An 18,256-nucleotide genomic window follows, 5' to 3' on the forward strand; every position below is an offset into this window, starting at 1 on the left:
GGTCTCCTTAGTTCTGGTATTAGTCCACAATGTCAGCTTGCAGGATGGCAAACTTGACTCCCGGGAGGTATTTTCCTTTTGTGGCCAAATGAATTCGATCTTGATAGATCACTGCATTGTTGTTTTGGAAGAGCGGAATTTGTGGCACATAATCAGCCAGCATTTTCTCCATTTCGCCTAATGCCTTTAACCGTTCTTCCGGCTTCAACAGCAAATCGCCTGTCGTAGTCCGTTTCTGCAATGCATCGAATGCGTCACTGGCGAAGCGATGGCTACGGTTCGGGAAGTCCTCCCTCCATACCTTCATGCTGCTCCACGGATTGAACGCATTTTGGGTCATGGAGCCAATGCCCAATTCGTATTTCCCTTCTTTGTAAGCGTCATAAGCAGAGCTCGGCGGCATCGCTCTAAGCTTAACGGCAAGCTTATCCTTACCGAACAGGTTTTCGTACATTTCCTGCGTCACTTCTGCTGTGCGTTTCATCGTTTCCTGCGCATCGAAGTATGTGATTTCAACCGTGATTTTCTTGTTGCCGTTCGCCTGATACGCTTTTTCAAAATATTCCTTCGCTCTATCTGGCTCATATCCCATTCCTGGAGCTACTGCTAACTTTGCTTCTTCAGAATCGCGATAGCGCTTGCCCTCTTTGTAATCTCCAACTATGCAAACTGAAGAAATGTAATAAGGTGCCGATTTGAACGTTTTAAAAATGCCTTTGGCAATTTTATCGCGATCGATTCCATAGTATAGCGCTTTGCGGAAATCGTTGTTTTTCAAGATCGGGTTGCTGTCCGATTCGGAGTTCACATAGAAGCCCCAAACTCCATCTGCTTCTGTATAGACGACCCGCGGATCCTCGCCGTATTTATCGAATTGTTCGCCGCTAATCGATACGGAGTCAATTTCACCTTTTTCCCACAATTGAACACGGGTCGAGCTTTCCGTTACAACGCGGGTTTCGATGCGGTCAGGCTTATAAATTGCAGCCAATGGCGAATCCGGGTTCTTTTCAAACGTGTGATGCTGATCGCGAACCCATTCGGTCAAGCGATACGTCCCGGAAGAAGGCACCAGTTCTTTCGTAGTCCCATACGTCGTTTCACTACGATCAGACTTCATGCCGCCCTCGTACAATTTCTCGTGAACGGGGGATGTCGATCCACCGCCCGCAAAGACAGTTAAGATATCGATGTCCGGCATTTCGGATTCCAACGTAATTTCCAGCGTGGCATCGTCTTTGGCCTTAATTCCGACATCTTCCCATTTTGCCTCGCCCTTAAAATATTTGTTAGCGCTTACAACGGGGATGTTGTCAAACAATATGAAAGCATTTCTATTGGCTAGCTTCGGATCGAGCAGCATTTTATAGGAGTATTCATAAGTTTTCGCAGTAATCGGCGTGCCGTCCGTCCACTTCAATCCTTCTTTTAACTTGAATGTCCATACTTTATGATCTGTTGTGGTTGGCAGATCAACCGCATGATTGCCAACAAATTTAATATTGTCCGTTGCTTCGTCATAGATAAGCTCCAATAAATTTCCGTAAATATACTCCATCATATCCGAGTTTGTGGCATTTTCGGATGTATGCTGGTTGAACGTATCCGCACCCATAGTTGCAAGACGTAAGACTTTCGGCTTATCGCTTGCAGTGCCTTTCGAATCGGTCGCAACCTTACCTTCATTCTCCTTGCTCCCCTGATTCTCTTGTCCGGCATTCCCGCTCCCGCCCGAGCAACCCGCGAACGTTAGCATCATCATGATAGCCAAAACAACCAAGAACGGTTTTTTTGGCAGCTTCATACAATCCCCTCCTGATTTCTCATTTTTTCAATTCATTATGTAAAGTATGTGGGTAACAAGGTAGAAAGAACGTTGGGCCGCATGCGCCAATAAAATTGACACCTTGTGAAATAATGGGCCTTTGGATTGGATGAATGCGTTGACATTGTTGTAGGCTTGAAACTAGACAGAGAGCCGATTCATTGAGGAAGATCATTACACGTCGGTAACTGGATATGCATATATACCACGAATCGACAACGATCAAATGCATACTTATGAGGTAAATTATGTAATAGTTTTTTATAAATGCTATCAAACTAAATACCTATAGTCAAGAAATAAATCATAGAATATTCCTTAGAATACTCGAGAAAATGCGGAAATAGGAGGAAATATGATAGATTATGACGAATCTATCATATTCATTACACCAAAATATCTTCTCACTCGTCATCGCCAGAAAGCCTCCAATACAGCTAGACACCGAGCGAGTTCACAAAGAAAGGAGTTTCGCCATGAATCGACTGCTGCTTCTTGTAACCCTCTTATTTACAGCTGGTTATTCCATCTTGAACGGTCACAATTCCCTGCTTATCAACCTGTCCAATTCGTTCTTCATCATTGGTCTTATCTACCTATTAATCGCCTTGCTCACTTACGTGCGGAACATCGGCTTCTTTAAATCATTAAGTTATCACCTCCATCGCAAGCAGAAGGAAAAGGAACAGGCGCTTCATTACGATTCTGGCGACGCATCGCTGGCTGGGCAGCCCCAAAAGAGAATGGCCTTGCATGAATATGCTGACTTGATTCGTTCAAACCAATGGTCCAGTAAAATATTATATCTGTTTTCAATTCCGCTGCTGCTGTGCTCCTGCATACTGGCAATCTTCGCAACATAACAATCCCCGTTCCATAACAGAACGGGGATTAACTCCCCTTCTTTAGTCACTTTGAACGCTCATTTCCATGTGACCACGATATTGGATGGCTGTAAGCTGTTTCCTCCCGGACTTCCGCCACCGCCAAAAGATATGCTCCCCTTCGATGGTATACTGTCATTCCAGCCTGCCGATTCAATAATATAGTGATTGCCATTGCGGCTTACAATTCTGGCATCCCATATCTGGGATATAGAGCCGCTGTAGTCAAATTCCAGGTGCCAATTCGAGATTGCCGCGGAACCATTATTGGTCAATGTCCCCTGAAAATTATACCCACTCCCCCAATCGCTCGTAACAGTAAAGATAAAACTTACATCCGGCTTCGTAGACTTATCTGTCATGACCGTTACCGGTTGACTTGGCTCGGATCGATAGCCCAACGTGTCAACGGCGGTTATCGTAAATGAATAAGAAGTCTCAGGAGTCAGACCTGTAACGGTTACCGATGTCCCCTTCGCTTGAGCAACCGTCCCTCCAGACAGCCATACCTCGTACCTATCCACGCTCGTTTTTCCCGTCGAAGGCAACCAGGATAGGGACACTGTCGTATCCGTCTTGCCGGTTACCACAACTTGAGTTGGAGCACTTGGAGGATCCGTATCTACAGGAGGCTTGTTGGCTGTACGCACTAGCAGCGGAGCACTCGCCTCGGATCGATTGCCTAACGTATCCTTCGCCTTCACCGTAAAACGGTATTCCGTATTGTCCGTTAATCCCGTAATCGTCGCTTCTGTTTTTGATGTGGACAGTGCAAGGTTTCCATCCTTGTATGCTTCATATCCGGAAATCCCCACATTGCTTATTGATGGATTCCACTTGAACGTCACTGAGCTATACGTTGCCTGCACAACCGATAGTCCTTGCGGCACTGTAGGCGGTTCATTGCCAGGGTTAGTGCCGGATATCCCCAAATCCGCTGCCACTTTATCTACAATCTTTTGCCCTGAGCACGTATATTTGGAGCTAGTGCGGCAATCCGAGCTTAAATCCCAGTACATAGCACCGCCAAGCCCCTTGGATTTGATGTAGCTCGTCTTATACCCTATAGATTGGTTATCGTCATAGGACAGGAATACGCCCGTTGCTGCATTGAACAGGTACGGCACTTTCGCGGAATCATTCCAATAGCGCTGATATCCGTTTTTATTTACATAGTTGGCCGCTACATCGCCGTAATCAAACACTCCTGAAGCTCCAGACTCCCAGTTGTCCCATGTGCCGTTAGGACGCACATTGCCATCCCAACCCCCTTTGCAAGCTTGATACAGGCCGTCGTTGTTCGGTCCCGGATCGCATCCTTTCCAACCGACACCGTAAACCGCCAGCCCCATTACGACTTTGCTCAAATCCACCCCTGCGCGTTCATAGACTTGAATCGCTCCGTCAACATAGAATTTGGTTGCCGCTGCCGGGTCACGTGGATCTTCATATAAGCCAGTAGTATGATTCGTCGCTTTTTCCCAACCTCCGTGGAAATCGTACGTCATAATGTTGATGAAGTCGACAAGCTGCATCACCTTATCCATCTCTGCATTATCAATATACCGCTGCGAGGCACCAGTAGCCAAGGTGAGCAAATATTGCTTGCCATCCTGTGCTCCTGCTGCATCAAGCTGCTTGCGCACCTCTGCGAGCAACTTTGTAAAGTTAAATTTGTCATTTGGACTGTAGCTGTTGCCTTTAATTCCTTCCACGCCTGGATACTCCCAGTCAATATCGATACCGTCAAAGCCGTATTCGCGAATGGCATCGACTGCAGACTTAGCAAAATTGATGCGATACTGTTCATTTGCCGCCACATCCGAGAAGCGATTGGACCAGGTCCACCCGCCTACTGAAAAAAGTGTTTTCAAGTGCGGATTCTTAGACTTTAATTGTTTTAAACGAGCGATATTTCCGCACTTCCCTTTTTGGCAATCTTCATAAGGAAGATTGAGAGCGCCTCCAAAATTTGTATTCACATCTGCCCACGGTTCCCCTAATACAATTGCTCCAGTAGGGACATTCCCCTTTTGCAGCGGAACCCCAGAATCTGTGCATGACCAAGTTTTCTTATTTGGATTATCCGAAGAGGTCGAAGGGTTGCCATGCTTACCATTCCAGCAAATATCAAAAAAAGCATAGTTCAAATGCGTCAACTTTGAAGCATCAATATCCGTAACCTGATAATTCCGGCCATAGATTCCCCATGATGTAAAATAGGCCACCGATTTATAAGACGATGACGCCTTTGTGTCTGGGAGATCAGAAGAAAAGGCTGACACCAATCCGGAGCCTCCTCCCGGCCAGAATAAGGCACTCATCATAACAAGCAGTACGACAAATAAAAGAAAAATCCGCATCGCATGTTTTCTTATGCCGATCGGCGACTTCGTTTTGTACATTCTTTCATCCCTTTCACTTTGAGATTCACAGCAAGCTGATTGCTGATGGAAAAATTAAGGACAAATACCTTGCCTCACCTCCTCAAGAGCAAAATAGAACGGAGAATCTAAAAGATAAACGATTAAACGGTTCATTTTATGTAAAAATAAGGATGCTAAGAACTAAAGGCTAACTCTTCAGAAAAATGGGGATCCATAAGTAGGTTGTTTACTGCCTGTGAGGCGTTTTTAAATATGAAAAGGGTCGAGTCAGGGGCTGATTACAATCCACCTAGAACTCGACCTTTTTCCTTGCGTTATTTGCAAACTTATGTACTTGTCAGGCAACGCTACTTCATAAAACCGTATTTAAGCGGATTTAATGAATGAAAGACTTAATCTAACCAGGGAGCCGTGATCAGAAGCGATCCTTGCGTTCACTTGCTCCCCGACATAACGAAAAGACGAATTCTCTTCCTGTAAAGCTGGACTGTTATAGTTGCCCCTTAACAATATCGGTATCGGTTATGCCAGATCACGTGTATGCTTAGACAGTTTCAGGAAATAGTCCAATGTCTTCTGTACACGCTGAATCACCTGTTCTTGTACAGGCTGTCCCTCTTCAGTGAACTGTCTAGCATCTCCGCCGATAGAAATCCATTCTGGGCAGTTAATACCGTGTACATTTCGAATAATCGTCTGCAGGTGCGTTAAAGAATTGACGCCAACCGCACCGCCGGCTGAGCTCATCGACAAGACAACCTTATTGTTGAAATAATCAAAGCTCAAATAGTCGATTGCATTTTTCAGTACGCCAGACAAGCTGCCATGATATTCTGGCGTAGCCAGAACGACAGCATCAGCTTCTCGAACGGACTCTCTCAGCAGCTTCACATTCTCATGCTCCTCTGCATCATCCGGGCAATAGAGAGGAAGCGGAAGCTCATATAAGTCAATGACTTTCGCCTCATGTCCTCTTTCTTGTAAACTTGCCGCTACATAACGGACAAGCTGCGCACTTGTCGCTTCCTTGCGATTGCTGCCTGCTATACATACGATACGCATGATCGCACTCCCCTTCTATCATAATTCGGCTGCCAAGCATCTATGAATCTCGAGCGGGGATGATATAACCGCTGCCATTGACGCAGCGCTTCTTCTCAAGCAAGGTCAATTCTTCCCATTTCAGCCCAGGAAGCTCCCGCTCGAAATGTGCTTCCGCATGCAGAAACGCTTGCTCCTCTGTATCCGCCGTGAGCACACATACGAACGTCCCTTGCATCGATGACGCTTCCAACCGATATATGTACATTTTTCCATCCCCTTCCCTATCGCACATCATACAAAAAACCGGAATAAGGCGTCAAGATCTGTACAATCTTCGAACGCGATCTTAATCCAAACCCGAGTCGATAAATGACATGCCAAAAAGCCCGGCCGACCGCATGATGCGGCAAGCCGGGCTTATCCAAATCTGCTTGAACAAGCAGCGTCTTATTGAGACAGACGCGTAGCCAATTCGTACAGCTCCATGTTGAATTCCTTTTTCGTGTTCACAACAAGATCGATATCGGTTGCCACCAGCTCGCCTTTGATCATACCACAAGCCTTGCCGGATTCCCCTTCCATCAGCTTGCGAACCGCAAAGTCGCCAAGACGGCTTGCGAGGATACGGTCGAATGCAGTTGGCGCGCCACCGCGTTGAATATGACCAAGAACCGTAACGCGCGGCTCAACAGTAGGGCAGCGTTCGATAATGGCATTCGCTACATCTTCTCCGCGTCCAACGCCTTCCGCTACGATAACGATACTGTGACGCTTGCCGCATTCGAAGTTTTCTCTCATACGGGCTGCAACTTCATCAATGTTATGATCAACTTCAGGAACAAGAATCGATTCCGCACCGCTTGCAAGACCTGCATACAGCGCGATATCTCCACAATGGCGGCCCATCACTTCTACGACAGAAGAACGTTCGTGGGAGCTCATCGTATCGCGAAGCTTGTTAACCGCGTCAACTACAATGCTGACAGCTGTGTCGAAGCCGATTGTATGATCGGTAAAGGAAATATCGTTATCAATTGTTCCTGGCAGACCCATTGTCTTGATGCCAAGCTTGCTCAATTTGTTCGCACCTTGATAAGAACCGTCGCCACCGATCACGATCAAGCCATCGATGCCATGCTTGCGCAAAATGTCCGCACCCTTTTGCTGGCCTTCTGGCGTTCTGAACTCTTGACAGCGAGCAGATTGCAAAATCGTACCGCCACGTTGAATGATATCACCAACACTGCGGATGTCCATCGGACGAATATCTTCATTCAAAAGCCCTTGATATCCGCGTTGAATTCCGTAAACCTCAATTCCATTAAATATAGCTGCACGCACTACTGATCGGATTGCAGCGTTCATACCTTGAGAGTCCCCGCCGCTAGTCAATACGGCAATCTTTTTTACAGCAGTCATGATTTGTTTCCTCCCTCATTATCCTCAATACATATGTTTGCGTATCCAGAGGCTGTTCATCCAGAAAAATAACCGCATAAGCGGACTATTTCGCATGAGACGCTTGGATACTTGTTGAACCGCGGCCTGTTCCCTTACTTTCGGATCTGATAAATATAGAGCTAGCAGCCCTTCTATAATCATACGATGAAATCGTCCATCCGGCAGCGAGCTAACTCGTTCCGTTGCAAGGTCTGCAAAGTGGCCAATCCGGTTCACGACCAAGCTCTGATCGTCGTAATAATTGCAGAAATTCAAGTCTCCGCCGCTACGATCTTCTTCCTGGTCAATTAAATAATCTAACATAATATGCAGCCCACATACATAAGGAAAATATGCCTCTAGAATGCGGTCTGCCTCAGCATGCGTCAGTCTCTCGTCTGCCGCAGCCAAAAACAACTGGAACACACCTAGCGTAGAGCCGGTCGCCGCAGCGAATTCATTCCAGCCCAGCTCCGAAAAAGCCGATTCATGCAAACTCCACCAATCCAGCAGTGCCTGCTCCCGAGAATCCGGGTGAATATGCTTGTACACTTGCAGGTCTGTATACAGTCCGACAAGACGAACAATATGCGGCTGCACAACCTTATATGCCGGCAGTGAAGCGATACACTCCCTGCACGTCAATACTAGATCACGCAAATAGCCCCCGTCCTCTCGATCGTCACGGAGCGCATAGTAATCTTTCAGAGGTTCGTCCGGTTGGACCGCATCCAGCATGGCCTGATGAAGCAGGCGAAAATCATCCGCATCCATCGAGGTGCTTCGGTCGCACAGGTTATCCAAGTAGTCACTGATCGTTTGAAAAGCAACAATGAGCGGGATCAATATATGGCGCACATCTAACCTAGCCGCAGCGTACACCGCACCGCCCTCGCAATGAAACTGCTTGCTAGCGATGCTCGCGAGCGCCTGCTTGCGCAGCTCCTCGTTCGGAATACGCTCAGCCCGCGCCTGCCAATTTGCCAATGATTGACGAACCTCCGGCAATATGTACTTATACACGCGGTACATGAGTCCGAGCGGCTCTTTCGGAGCTCGCGTACGGCGTTGCCTCACCTGATTCAAGAAAATCCTCCGTCCTCTGTGTAGGTCAACTTCTACGGGATGTTACTGACACTTATTGCGTACTCATTTTAACCACACCTATTATATTACGAAGTGACTAATTGCACAAACGATTGCATGCGATAATCACTAGTGGTGATTTTTGGCATCTACGTCCTGATGAATCCGGTACCATAAATTCAGATCGATAATCTGGGAAGCCAGTTCTGCGATCTCGCTATTCAGCCGGCAGGAAGCCTCAAATTGCTCCTCCTCGTTCAGCGCATTCTGCTTCCTAATAATCGTACGTTCCAGTTCTTTAATACGGTCGGGAATCCTACCTCGAGTGTGTTCCCACTTTTCCATAATAAGCACTTGATCGTCCCAGCTCAGTCCGTCCCACGAATCTTCTACTATAGGCACCTCTATACCCAGCCGTTCATCGAATTCGAACCAATCATTCATAATGCTGCCACACCTCCGGTAAATAGGATGCATCATTAATGCTGTTAATGTACCATGCCGCTTAAGAGGATGTAAATGACGAAACCGTCCCATTCCAGAAGAAGCATGCTATACTAGGGATTATGCCATTTATACTTGCTCAGTTGACAACTCCGCTTTACATACATTCATCTACTTCATGGAGGGAACACACATGGCGCATCCGGCACCCCGGAACACAGAAGCGCATTGGCTGCGCGCCTTTACATTTATGATTTTCATGACCTCTTCGGTCGTTGTTTCGTATTTGCCGCTTTATTACAAATCACTGCACTTCACAAGTGTGCAAATCGGACTTCTTTATTCCATTGGCCCGCTCATTTCGATTGTATCCAATCTGTTTTGGGGTGTAATGAGCGACAAGCTTGGCACGTTAAAAAAGGTACTCATCTCACTGCTAATTGCCCAAATTATTCTGTCCGTGACGCTTGCTCAAGCTTCATCGTACGGAGTCGTCGCACTGCTTCTCGTTTGTTTTTATTTCTTTTACTTTCCGATCTATCCGTTGAACGACAGTTTCTCGATCATGACCGCCCAATCGCAAGGCAAAAGCTTCATCGGCATTCGTGTATTCGGCTCTATCGGATTTGCGGTATCTGCGCTTCTATTCGGCTTTGTCCTGCGCTCAATAGGAGCCTCATATAGCATTTGGATCATTGTTCTATTAGGCGTGCTGTCACTAGGACTTGCCTTCCCGCTCACAGATAAGCGAGCTTTTATGAAAAAGATGGAGCTATCCGGTCTATGGGGTGTTCTGCGGCAGCGGGAAGTGCTGTTGTTCTTCTTGTTCGTATTGCTGCTTGCGATTGGACATCGGCTGAATGAAGCCTTCCTTGGACTATCATTGTCCCAAATTGGGGCAGATGAATCATTGGTTGGCTGGGCCTGGATGCTCTCTGCGCTGAGTGAAATCCCGATCTTCTTCCTATTGAATGCCTATGGGGAGAAATTCAGGGAGCTTCCGCTATTAGCTTTCTCTGGATTAACCTATACCATTCGACTTTTGCTTATAGCCGTGCTGCAAGATCCCGCATGGATCGTATCCACTCAGCTTTTGCACAGCGTTTCGTTCGGTATTTTTTATTTCGTTGCAGTTCGATATATAAGCCGCGTCATCCCAGATGAATATCGTTCTACCGGGCTTGCGCTGTACACAATCGTGTGGTCAAGTATTGCCGGACTTATTAGCGGTACTTTTGGCGGGATCTTAATGCAATCCTTCGGCAAGGATGTGCTCTATGACGTTGCGGCTGGCTTTTCCTTCGTTGCCTGTCTCGGCTTTCTGACCATGGCCGTAATCGCTCGCCAGAATGAAACTGGTTCAAGACGGACTTTACGCAAAGGAAGCTAATTGCTTTTTTTGAAGTGTACCGTATAATAGTAGTAGGTCCTAATACAAGGTCTTAAAGGAATCATACTACTCGTTCGGTGGAGGGTCACCAATATGACAACTACGTATGAGACGATAAAGGAAGTCATTCATGGGCGCCGCAGTGTTCGACGCTACGATGAGCGTCCCGTGTCTGTGGACGACATTAAGGAGCTTATTGATTGTGCTCGCTATGCTCCAAGCGATACGAACTCGCAAACGTGGGAATTTATTGCGATTGTAAATCGTTCCATCATTCAGCAAATTGAACAGCTTACTTGGGATGCGCTGCATGCCAGGGCACAAACTGCAGAGGAGCAAGGATTGAACAAGGAAGCGAGAATGCTCCTCAAATCCTTCGGGCCTTATGCAACAGCCTTTTCTGACGCACCAGCACTCATTGTATGCTTAGCAACACCTTATACCTCGAAATTCCGTGAGCGCATCTTCGATCCGATTCAACTGGTGCCAAATACAGTGTGGGAAGAAGAAGGAATTAAGAGCAGCTGCTTGGCCATTCAAAATCTAATGCTAGCCGCACATGCGCAAGGATTGGCTAGTTGTCCGATGACCGGCCCTGTTCTATTGGCAGCTGATGCAATCAAGTCTTTACTGGAAATTCCTGAAGATCGTCAGGTGAACATGGTGCTTGCCTTAGGCTATCCGCACGAAACGCCGGCCAAGCTGCCGCGCAAGCCTGTCGAGGACATCCTGCGAATCGTCGACTAAAAAAGCACGATAATGTACGAATGTACGTTTATCAGATCTAACCAAGCAAGCCCCTTGCACTTCTCCATCGAATGAGAAGCATAAGGGGCTTTTCCTTTTACTATGCGTCAATCGTTGTATAGCATGTGATGGGCAAGCTCGACTTCATCAATTGAAGGACGCAGTATATAGTTCTCAGTTGATTCTTCATTTGCATTGCAAGGAACCGTCTATGATCATGACCTCATTCCGCTTAGGTGCACCTGTCTCCATGTGGGGTATTACCTGCGAACAGGATGACACTCCGCGGGAACGGATTTGTCTTCCTGCATATCCTTGCGCATCCAGAAGGAAATCAGCACAGAGTTTCTGTCACCATACAGCTCGCTCGACTCGTACGATATGGAGTATTGACCTGACTTACTAAAAAAGCAGCCATGCTCATCATGGAGCATGGCTGCTTGGCATTGCTAGTGCACTATTTATAAATGACAGCCCTTAACGGGACAACTCATTATAATTTAATGACATTAGCTGCTTGCGCACCGCGATTGCCTTCAGTGATATCGAACTCTACTTCTTGGCCTTCGTCAAGTGTTTTGAAACCGTCGCCTTGGATTGCGGAAAAGTGAACGAATACATCTTCGCCGTTTTCCACTTGGATAAATCCATAGCCTTTTTCTGCGTTAAACCATTTTACAGTACCTTTCAAGGTCAAAACCTCCTCACTTCTTCGCCCTTACAGGCGAATAGTAACATTATACTTAAGCAAAAAGTCAAACGCAACTTTTCCCACAAAAAAAGATTTCTTAAGATCTTGCAAATAAAGTCGTCTATATTGCGGTTTTTGGGGAAATCAGATTTGATTTCATCTAGTTGCTAAGGTATCATGATCGGTAAGACGAACTGCTTGGCAATACCGTATACAACTTAGATTGACGGTGCCCTGCACCAAGAAACGAGGTAGCTTTGAAATGATGAAAAAACACATTATTTATAAAAAGGATAACTGGAATATGCTGACGGTTGAAGTACAGGGCCGTTATATCGTATTGCGTGAAATATCCGAACAATGGGGAGAGGAATGTCATAACTTCCTAAGCCGTCCGGCGTTGATGCACTGGGCGGAACAACGCTTCCCTAAAGAGGAATTCGTGGGCAAGGAAGAGGAATGGAACGAGCTGATGCTCAGATTTAAGCAAGTGTAAAGGCAGGATGCATATGAATTTTTCATCAACGAACCTTATTTTCATTTTGCTCGCATTCTCATTAGGAGTCATACTGATTTGGAAGAGGGATACGCTGCCTGATAAGCTGCAAAGGCCTTTGGCGATTACTGCATTGTGCATGATCGTTTTTGCCTTCTTCCTGATCGTATATTCCTTCTTAGCGCTCGGAACTTAGTCTGCGACTTGTTTTCAGAACAAACGTAGCCGATCGCAGCAGATAGTTTGGCGCTGCTCTGGTCATACTACCCTACAGATTTATTGGCAGCTCTCCCAATAGGAGAGCCACTATGAGTGCCTACGGAGGGGTAATATGGCCACAACACGCCAATTGGTGATCGGACTGGTTACAACCGCCATCACGGCGACCAGCCTGCTTCCCGCTTCTACAACTACTGCCTCAAGTCATAAGCATGCAGTAGCTAAGCCATTATCGCAGCATCAACACATGAGGAGGGTACATATGCAACAAGTATTGAAACGTTCAGAAGTTCCACAAGATGTGCGCTGGAAATTGGAAGACTTATTCGGTTCACAAGCTGAATGGGATAAAGAGTATTCGTTAGTTAACCAGCTTTTGGATAAGATGAAGCAATATCAAGGCAAGCTGTCTGAGGCCGATGCACTGAAGAGCTGCTTCGAGCTTGAAGATGACATTTCCCTACATACCGAGCGCCTGTACGTGTATGCAAGCATGCGCCATCATGAAGATACGGCAGAGCCTAAATATCAAGCCTTGTCAGAGAAGGCAAAGCAGTTGAGTGTAACGGTTGGGGAGGCGCTCTCTTTCATTACACCCGAAGTGCTGTCCTTGTCCGACGAACAGTTGAATGCTTTCATCGAGGATCCGAAGCTCTCTGCATACCGCTTCACCTTGACGGAAATGAAGCGTCAAAAAGCACACGTTCTGACGAAGCAAGAAGAAGCCTTGCTCGCGCAAGTCGGAAGCATGTCCAAGGCACCTGAGACCATTTACAGCATGTTGAATAATGCGGATATGAAATTCCCGACCATTAAAGATGAAAAGGGCAACGATGTGGAGCTGACACATGGCCGTTACATTCAATTCCTTGAAAGCCGCAACAGCGAGGTTCGCAAGGCTGCATTTGAAGGTGTATACGGCACTTATCGCAAGCAACGCAATACAATTGCTTCTACACTGAATGCAAATGTGCAGAAGAACTTGTTCTATTCGCGTGCACGCAAATACCCTTCTACATTGGAAATGTATTTGTACGGCGATAACATTCCGAAGGAAGTCTACACGAACCTGATTGATACGATTCACAAGCATTTGCCGCTTATGCACCGTTATATGAAGCTCCGCAAGCAGCTTCTTGGCGTGAAGGAACTGCATATGTATGACTTGTTCGCTCCGGTCGTCGAAGAGTTCGATATGAATATTACTTTCGAGGAAGCTAAGGCTACTGTGAAAGAAAGCTTGAAACCGCTTGGCGAATCTTATCTGAAAGTGCTTCAAGAAGGATTCGATAACGCATGGATTGATGTTTACGAAAATGAAGGCAAACGCACAGGTGCATACAGCTGGGGCGCATACGGCACTCACCCTTATGTGCTGTTGAACCACAAAGACAATTTGAACAGCATGTTCACATTGACTCATGAAATGGGTCATGCATTGCATTCGTATCATTCAGACAATAATTTGCCATACCGCGATGCACAATACACGATCTTCCTCGCTGAAGTTGCGTCTACGCTGAATGAAGCACTGCTTATGGACTACATGTTGAAGAAGACTACGGACAAGAAAGAAAAGATGTACCTGCTTGCATACTACATCGATCAGTTCCGTACAACGGTATTCCGTCAGACGATGTTTGCCGAATTCGAAATGATCATCCATGATCGTGCAGAAAAAGGCGAAGCGTTAACACCACAGTTGCTCTGTGACGTGTACTATGACTTGAACAAAAAGTACTATGGCGATGATATGGTTATTGATAAGGATATCGAAATGGAATGGGCGCGTATTCCTCATTTCTATACGAGCTTCTACGTATTCAAATATGCAACAGGCTTCTCGGCAGCGCAAAGCTTCGCGAAGCAAATTCTCGAAGAAGGACAACCGGCAGTCGAACGCTATACAGGCTTCCTGAAGAGCGGCGGCAGCGACTTCTCTATTAATATCTTGAAGAAGGCCGGCGTTGATATGTCCACACCTAAGCCAATCGAGGAAGGCATGAGCTTGCTTGAATCCCTCATTGAAGAGATGGAGCAGCTTGCAAAATAAATGTAAAAAGACGCTCGACAGTCTGCTTTCTTGACTGCCGAGCGTCTTTTTAGTCTTGCAAAGTCGATTGATGAGCATCCATAAAAGTGGCATCATCACTATTCTTCACTCTAGTTACTCCACCCCGTCAAACGGCCAGCAACGCTGCACACCCGCCGCATCCAGCTCAGATTGATATGCCTTCAAATGCTGCTTATCTTCATAGACGCTGCGTGGAATGACACCCTGTGCGATGGAATAAGCGATCAGATGGCCGACTGCCTCTCCTATATTCCATTCGGTTGGATGGAGACGATAACATCCATTGGTAAGCTGGGTCGTACCGATATTTTTGCAGGCAGGCAGAACATTGATTACCCGCTTAGGGATCAAGGCACTAAGTGGTATTTCATAAGGCATTGTTGGAATGTAGCAGCTTCTTCCAGTCTTTGTTGTTGTGTGTAAATCCATGGAGTAGTGCCCCACTCCCACACTGTCCTCATATCGGCGTATGCCCAAGCCCTGCGCTTTGCGAAGCTCTTTACTGACATCCTGCTCCGTAATCGTATACATCGCTTGGATTCTTCTCGATTCACGAATATAGGCCGACTTGGCGAGACCATCCTCTGTACCGACAGATGGACCGTATAAGCGAAATTCAGGGTAACCTGCTCCCCCATCCTCACGAGGCGCCTCTGTCTGAAGCCAATAGAGCAGAGACAAGCTCAACTGCCTTGCTTCCGCGATGAGCGCATCCCGTTCCTCATAGCTCATTTCAACGGGAGATGCAATCGTGTAGTCATTTTGCGGCCAGTTGATTAAAGACAAATCTCCAGAATACATTCCACCCTGGAACTGCGAGGCATCAATTGTACGGCGATAAGTCCATAGGGGCATTGGGTCTACATCGTTAGGCAAGCAGATGAACTTGCGAAATTCATGAGTCGCATTTGGCTTCGTATCCCACCAGCTAAGCAGTGGATAAGGCGATCCCTCATGATGAAAGCTCCTCCATCGTTCGTAACTGTCCGGTCTAGGGATCGGCTTATTGTTCGCAGCAGCCTCCGCATCCAGCTTCTCTAGGGACATCACAACCGTAAACGCTTGCAAATCAGTTGGATCCGCTTCCTCCAACGCGTGAGGCTCCCCTGTCACTGCACGTGACTCTGCCCCAACCACGTATTCAATTCCTGCCAATGGCAGCACATCTCCGCATTCGGTTGCATCCACATAATAAGCGCCTGTAAGTACCGACTTCTCAAGCGTAATCCGATTTTGAACCACAATCTTCGTTACCGCATCCCCATGTGTATCCGCATGAATGGGTACCGTATGATACAGAATCTGCAATCGCCCTTCTTCTACATGCGGACGAAGCCATGACAGCAATAAATGATGTGCTACATTCGGCTCATGGCATAGCCGGCTCACCCATCCATTGCCTGGATTGAATGTATTGTCATAGGCGTATCGATCCTGCAGCAGCTCCGGCTTCACTAATGAAGCATAGTGACTGCGGATTTGATTGCGGAATGTTCGGTAAGCAGCAGTACAGCCTGTTTGTTCAATCCATGGATGCTCATCTGGTGGAACAGCCTGACTTGTAAGCTGTCCGCCTATCCAGTCCGTCTCCTCTGTCATGATTACTCGCAGGCCGCGATTAATCAATGTCCACGCTGCCAGTGTTCCCCCAAGTCCGCCGCCGATAATCACAACGTCTGACTTCATCGTATTCATGAATATCCCTCCCTTACCATTTCCAAATAACCCCTTTCCATGATCATACCATGGCAACCCTCTATTATGAATATTAATTCCACAATAAAGAATTTAAAATGGAGAAACCATTCAACTTGTGGCGAATGAAGTCGAACATTATACTGAGATTAGATACATAAAATAAAGGTAAGGAGGCTACCTGCAATGCGAATTCAATGGTCCTTGCTGGCAGGGCTCATTTTTGCGCTGATTACAGCGATATTTGCCGTTATCAATGTAAATCCAGTTCAAGTTAACCTGCTGTTCGGCACATTCGACGTACCGCTTATTCTACTTATTTTGGGCTGCACGCTGCTAGGCGCAGTAATTGTAGGCTCATACAGCATTTACTTACAGTTCCGTTCCCAGAAGAAGATTAAGCAATTGGAGCTTCAGCTTGCGCAGCTTACTGGGGAGGGCTCATCTATGCTAGAGAGCCATGAATCTCTAAGTGACCAAGAAGGTTTACTTCCTAACGGAGAACCTTCAACTGAAGATCTCACCGGCTTCACAACAACATCCAGCGTTAATAAGACTGAGCATTAAGCAAGATGGCACCAACACATGCACGATACATATACGGACAAACGATTTTGAGGAGGAACGTAACCTATGACCACATCTGCATATCCAACAATCGCACCTGAACCATTTCATGCAATAATTGACGAAACCTATGTAACAGCCTTCCTGCTGGAACTGCTATCAAGTCCAAGTCCGACAGGCTATACCCACCATATTATGAACCGGATTGGACAAGAAGCAGAACAGCTAGGATATTCATTTGAGCTGACGCAAAAAGGCTGTGGCGTCATTAAGGTAGCCGGTACGAATCGCAGCTCGAAAAAAGTCATTGGATTATCCGCCCATGTAGACACACTCGGAGCTATGGTACGTTCGATACATACTGACGGAACATTGCGCTTAACTTCCCTTGGCGGGTATATGTCTGGCTCGATGGAAAACGAATACTGCCAAATTCATACTCGCAGCGGTCATACATATACAGGTACAATTATGACGAATCATCCTTCTGTTCACGTATACAGCGATGCAAGAGAATACGCACGCGAAGAGAAAAATATGATTGTACGAATTGATGAGCTTGTGCACTCTAAGAAGGATACCGAAGCGCTTGGCATCCGTACAGGAGATTACGTTTCCTTCGATGCGCGTCCCGTACACCTGCCAAACGGTTTAATTAAGTCTCGCCACCTAGATGATAAGGCTAGTGTAGCTGCATTATTCGGATTGCTGGAAAGCATGAAACGCCATGCTTGGCAGCCAATGCATGATATTGTCATTTTTATTACAAATTATGAAGAAATCGGACATGGAGCGTCATTCATTCCCCAGGAAATAACGGAATTGCTTGCCGTTGATATGGGTGCTATGGGGGATGATTTGTCATGTAAAGAAACAGATGTGTCGATTTGTGCGAAAGATTCATCCGGTCCGTATGATTATATGATGACAGGCCAACTGATTGCACTTGCAGAACGTGAAGGGATCGAACACGCAATCGATATTTACCCACACTACGGTTCAGATGCATCTGCGGCACTTCGCGGAGGCAACAACATTCGAGCTGCGTTAATTGGTCCAGGTGTTCATGCCTCACATGCGATGGAACGCACTCATCAACGTGCAGTTATGAACACAGCACGCTTGATTGCAGCATACATCACAGAGGATTAAGAGCAAGAACAGATATAATTAATGCTGTTAATCACTTTAATCCCTAATGGGAGTGATTTTGTCCTATCTTCCACATATCTTAGCTTGTGCAACAGTGAATAAGAAGGGAGGCTCG

The 18,256-nt window shown here is 46.5% G+C and carries 17 protein-coding genes; 8 read left to right on the forward strand and 9 right to left on the reverse strand.

Annotated features, from left to right (window positions below):
• Positions 1 to 19: 19 nt before the first annotated feature.
• A complete protein-coding gene (locus tag ACQ5BJ_RS24155) occupies positions 20 to 1,804 on the reverse strand; it encodes a peptide ABC transporter substrate-binding protein (RefSeq protein WP_005546072.1) in 1,785 nt (594 codons plus the stop codon).
• Positions 1,805 to 2,301: 497 nt separating this feature from the next.
• Between ACQ5BJ_RS24155 and ACQ5BJ_RS24160 the strand changes: the two genes are divergently transcribed.
• Positions 2,302 to 2,688, forward strand: coding sequence for a DUF3899 domain-containing protein (locus tag ACQ5BJ_RS24160; RefSeq protein ID WP_430112737.1), 387 nt, complete (start codon positions 2,302 to 2,304; stop codon positions 2,686 to 2,688).
• Positions 2,689 to 2,747: 59 nt separating this feature from the next.
• Here ACQ5BJ_RS24160 and ACQ5BJ_RS24165 read toward each other — a convergent pair whose 3' ends face one another.
• The 6 genes from ACQ5BJ_RS24165 to ACQ5BJ_RS24190 form a co-directional block, all read right to left on the reverse strand.
• Positions 2,748 to 5,114: a glycosyl hydrolase family 18 protein gene (locus tag ACQ5BJ_RS24165; protein ID WP_430112739.1), complete on the reverse strand. Its 2,367-nt coding sequence runs from the start codon at positions 5,112 to 5,114 to the stop codon at positions 2,748 to 2,750.
• 504 nt (positions 5,115 to 5,618) lie between these two features.
• Positions 5,619 to 6,158, reverse strand: coding sequence for an NADPH-dependent FMN reductase (locus ACQ5BJ_RS24170; RefSeq protein WP_005546067.1), 540 nt, complete (start codon positions 6,156 to 6,158; stop codon positions 5,619 to 5,621).
• Positions 6,159 to 6,198: 40 nt separating this feature from the next.
• Entirely contained in the window at positions 6,199 to 6,405 is a 207-nt protein-coding gene (locus ACQ5BJ_RS24175; protein ID WP_197266504.1) for a DUF3906 family protein, read from the reverse strand.
• 182 nt (positions 6,406 to 6,587) lie between these two features.
• The gene (gene pfkA / locus ACQ5BJ_RS24180; RefSeq protein ID WP_163977954.1) at positions 6,588 to 7,559 is read right to left on the reverse strand and encodes a 6-phosphofructokinase; all 972 of its coding nucleotides are present in this window, start codon (positions 7,557 to 7,559) and stop codon (positions 6,588 to 6,590) included.
• A 24-nt stretch (positions 7,560 to 7,583) separates the two neighbouring features.
• The gene (locus tag ACQ5BJ_RS24185; RefSeq protein ID WP_005546061.1) at positions 7,584 to 8,666 is read right to left on the reverse strand and encodes a tetraprenyl-beta-curcumene synthase family protein; all 1,083 of its coding nucleotides are present in this window, start codon (positions 8,664 to 8,666) and stop codon (positions 7,584 to 7,586) included.
• A 129-nt stretch (positions 8,667 to 8,795) separates the two neighbouring features.
• Complete coding sequence (locus tag ACQ5BJ_RS24190; protein WP_430112742.1) at positions 8,796 to 9,110, reverse strand: hypothetical protein; 315 nt, start codon at positions 9,108 to 9,110, stop codon at positions 8,796 to 8,798.
• A gap of 193 nt (positions 9,111 to 9,303) precedes the next feature.
• Here ACQ5BJ_RS24190 and ACQ5BJ_RS24195 point away from each other — a divergent pair, with 193 nt between their 5' ends.
• Both ACQ5BJ_RS24195 and ACQ5BJ_RS24200 read left to right on the forward strand, forming a co-directional pair.
• On the forward strand, positions 9,304 to 10,500 hold the full coding sequence (locus ACQ5BJ_RS24195) for an MFS transporter (protein ID WP_430112745.1): 1,197 nt from the start codon (positions 9,304 to 9,306) through the stop codon (positions 10,498 to 10,500).
• 93 nt (positions 10,501 to 10,593) lie between these two features.
• Positions 10,594 to 11,247, forward strand: coding sequence for a nitroreductase family protein (locus tag ACQ5BJ_RS24200; protein WP_005546055.1), 654 nt, complete (start codon positions 10,594 to 10,596; stop codon positions 11,245 to 11,247).
• Between the two features lie 493 nt (positions 11,248 to 11,740).
• On the opposite strand, the gene ACQ5BJ_RS24205 is transcribed toward ACQ5BJ_RS24200, so the two are convergent.
• Positions 11,741 to 11,938: a cold shock domain-containing protein gene (locus ACQ5BJ_RS24205; protein WP_005546053.1), complete on the reverse strand. Its 198-nt coding sequence runs from the start codon at positions 11,936 to 11,938 to the stop codon at positions 11,741 to 11,743.
• Between the two features lie 262 nt (positions 11,939 to 12,200).
• Between ACQ5BJ_RS24205 and ACQ5BJ_RS24210 the strand changes: the two genes are divergently transcribed.
• The 3 genes from ACQ5BJ_RS24210 to pepF all read left to right on the forward strand — a co-directional run bounded on the left by ACQ5BJ_RS24210 (position 12,201) and on the right by pepF (position 14,706).
• A complete protein-coding gene (locus ACQ5BJ_RS24210) occupies positions 12,201 to 12,434 on the forward strand; it encodes a hypothetical protein (protein ID WP_005546051.1) in 234 nt (77 codons plus the stop codon).
• 13 nt (positions 12,435 to 12,447) lie between these two features.
• Positions 12,448 to 12,630, forward strand: coding sequence for a hypothetical protein (locus ACQ5BJ_RS24215; protein WP_040735799.1), 183 nt, complete (start codon positions 12,448 to 12,450; stop codon positions 12,628 to 12,630).
• 285 nt (positions 12,631 to 12,915) lie between these two features.
• A complete protein-coding gene (gene pepF / locus ACQ5BJ_RS24220) occupies positions 12,916 to 14,706 on the forward strand; it encodes an oligoendopeptidase F (protein ID WP_171418171.1) in 1,791 nt (596 codons plus the stop codon).
• 114 nt (positions 14,707 to 14,820) lie between these two features.
• On the opposite strand, the gene ACQ5BJ_RS24225 is transcribed toward pepF, so the two are convergent.
• On the reverse strand, positions 14,821 to 16,422 hold the full coding sequence (locus ACQ5BJ_RS24225) for an FAD-dependent oxidoreductase (RefSeq protein ID WP_430112748.1): 1,602 nt from the start codon (positions 16,420 to 16,422) through the stop codon (positions 14,821 to 14,823).
• A 186-nt stretch (positions 16,423 to 16,608) separates the two neighbouring features.
• Here ACQ5BJ_RS24225 and ACQ5BJ_RS24230 point away from each other — a divergent pair, with 186 nt between their 5' ends.
• Positions 16,609 to 16,989 carry a LapA family protein gene (locus tag ACQ5BJ_RS24230; RefSeq protein ID WP_005546047.1) on the forward strand — a complete coding sequence of 127 codons (381 nt, stop codon included), beginning with the start codon at positions 16,609 to 16,611 and terminating at the stop codon, positions 16,987 to 16,989.
• A 66-nt stretch (positions 16,990 to 17,055) separates the two neighbouring features.
• Entirely contained in the window at positions 17,056 to 18,141 is a 1,086-nt protein-coding gene (locus ACQ5BJ_RS24235; RefSeq protein WP_430112750.1) for a M42 family metallopeptidase, read from the forward strand.
• The last annotated feature ends 115 nt before the right edge of the window (positions 18,142 to 18,256 follow it).

Origin of the sequence: Paenibacillus sp. B1-35 (genome assembly GCF_050474385.1) — a bacterium.
In the GTDB taxonomy this organism is placed as follows: domain Bacteria; phylum Bacillota; class Bacilli; order Paenibacillales; family Paenibacillaceae; genus Paenibacillus_B; species Paenibacillus_B alvei.

Coding starts and splice junctions, on each gene's coding strand:
- ACQ5BJ_RS24155 (WP_005546072.1), bottom strand. CDS start 1,804: ATGAAGCTGCCAAAAAAACCGTTCTTGGTTGTTTTGGCTATCATGATG.
- ACQ5BJ_RS24160 (WP_430112737.1), top strand. CDS start 2,302: ATGAATCGACTGCTGCTTCTTGTAACCCTCTTATTTACAGCTGGTTAT.
- ACQ5BJ_RS24165 (WP_430112739.1), bottom strand. CDS start 5,114: ATGTACAAAACGAAGTCGCCGATCGGCATAAGAAAACATGCGATGCGG.
- ACQ5BJ_RS24170 (WP_005546067.1), bottom strand. CDS start 6,158: ATGCGTATCGTATGTATAGCAGGCAGCAATCGCAAGGAAGCGACAAGT.
- ACQ5BJ_RS24175 (WP_197266504.1), bottom strand. CDS start 6,405: ATGTACATATATCGGTTGGAAGCGTCATCGATGCAAGGGACGTTCGTA.
- pfkA (WP_163977954.1), bottom strand. CDS start 7,559: ATGACTGCTGTAAAAAAGATTGCCGTATTGACTAGCGGCGGGGACTCT.
- ACQ5BJ_RS24190 (WP_430112742.1), bottom strand. CDS start 9,110: ATGAATGATTGGTTCGAATTCGATGAACGGCTGGGTATAGAGGTGCCT.
- ACQ5BJ_RS24195 (WP_430112745.1), top strand. CDS start 9,304: ATGGCGCATCCGGCACCCCGGAACACAGAAGCGCATTGGCTGCGCGCC.
- ACQ5BJ_RS24200 (WP_005546055.1), top strand. CDS start 10,594: ATGACAACTACGTATGAGACGATAAAGGAAGTCATTCATGGGCGCCGC.
- ACQ5BJ_RS24210 (WP_005546051.1), top strand. CDS start 12,201: ATGATGAAAAAACACATTATTTATAAAAAGGATAACTGGAATATGCTG.
- ACQ5BJ_RS24215 (WP_040735799.1), top strand. CDS start 12,448: ATGAATTTTTCATCAACGAACCTTATTTTCATTTTGCTCGCATTCTCA.
- pepF (WP_171418171.1), top strand. CDS start 12,916: ATGCAACAAGTATTGAAACGTTCAGAAGTTCCACAAGATGTGCGCTGG.
- ACQ5BJ_RS24225 (WP_430112748.1), bottom strand. CDS start 16,422: ATGAATACGATGAAGTCAGACGTTGTGATTATCGGCGGCGGACTTGGG.
- ACQ5BJ_RS24230 (WP_005546047.1), top strand. CDS start 16,609: ATGCGAATTCAATGGTCCTTGCTGGCAGGGCTCATTTTTGCGCTGATT.
- ACQ5BJ_RS24235 (WP_430112750.1), top strand. CDS start 17,056: ATGACCACATCTGCATATCCAACAATCGCACCTGAACCATTTCATGCA.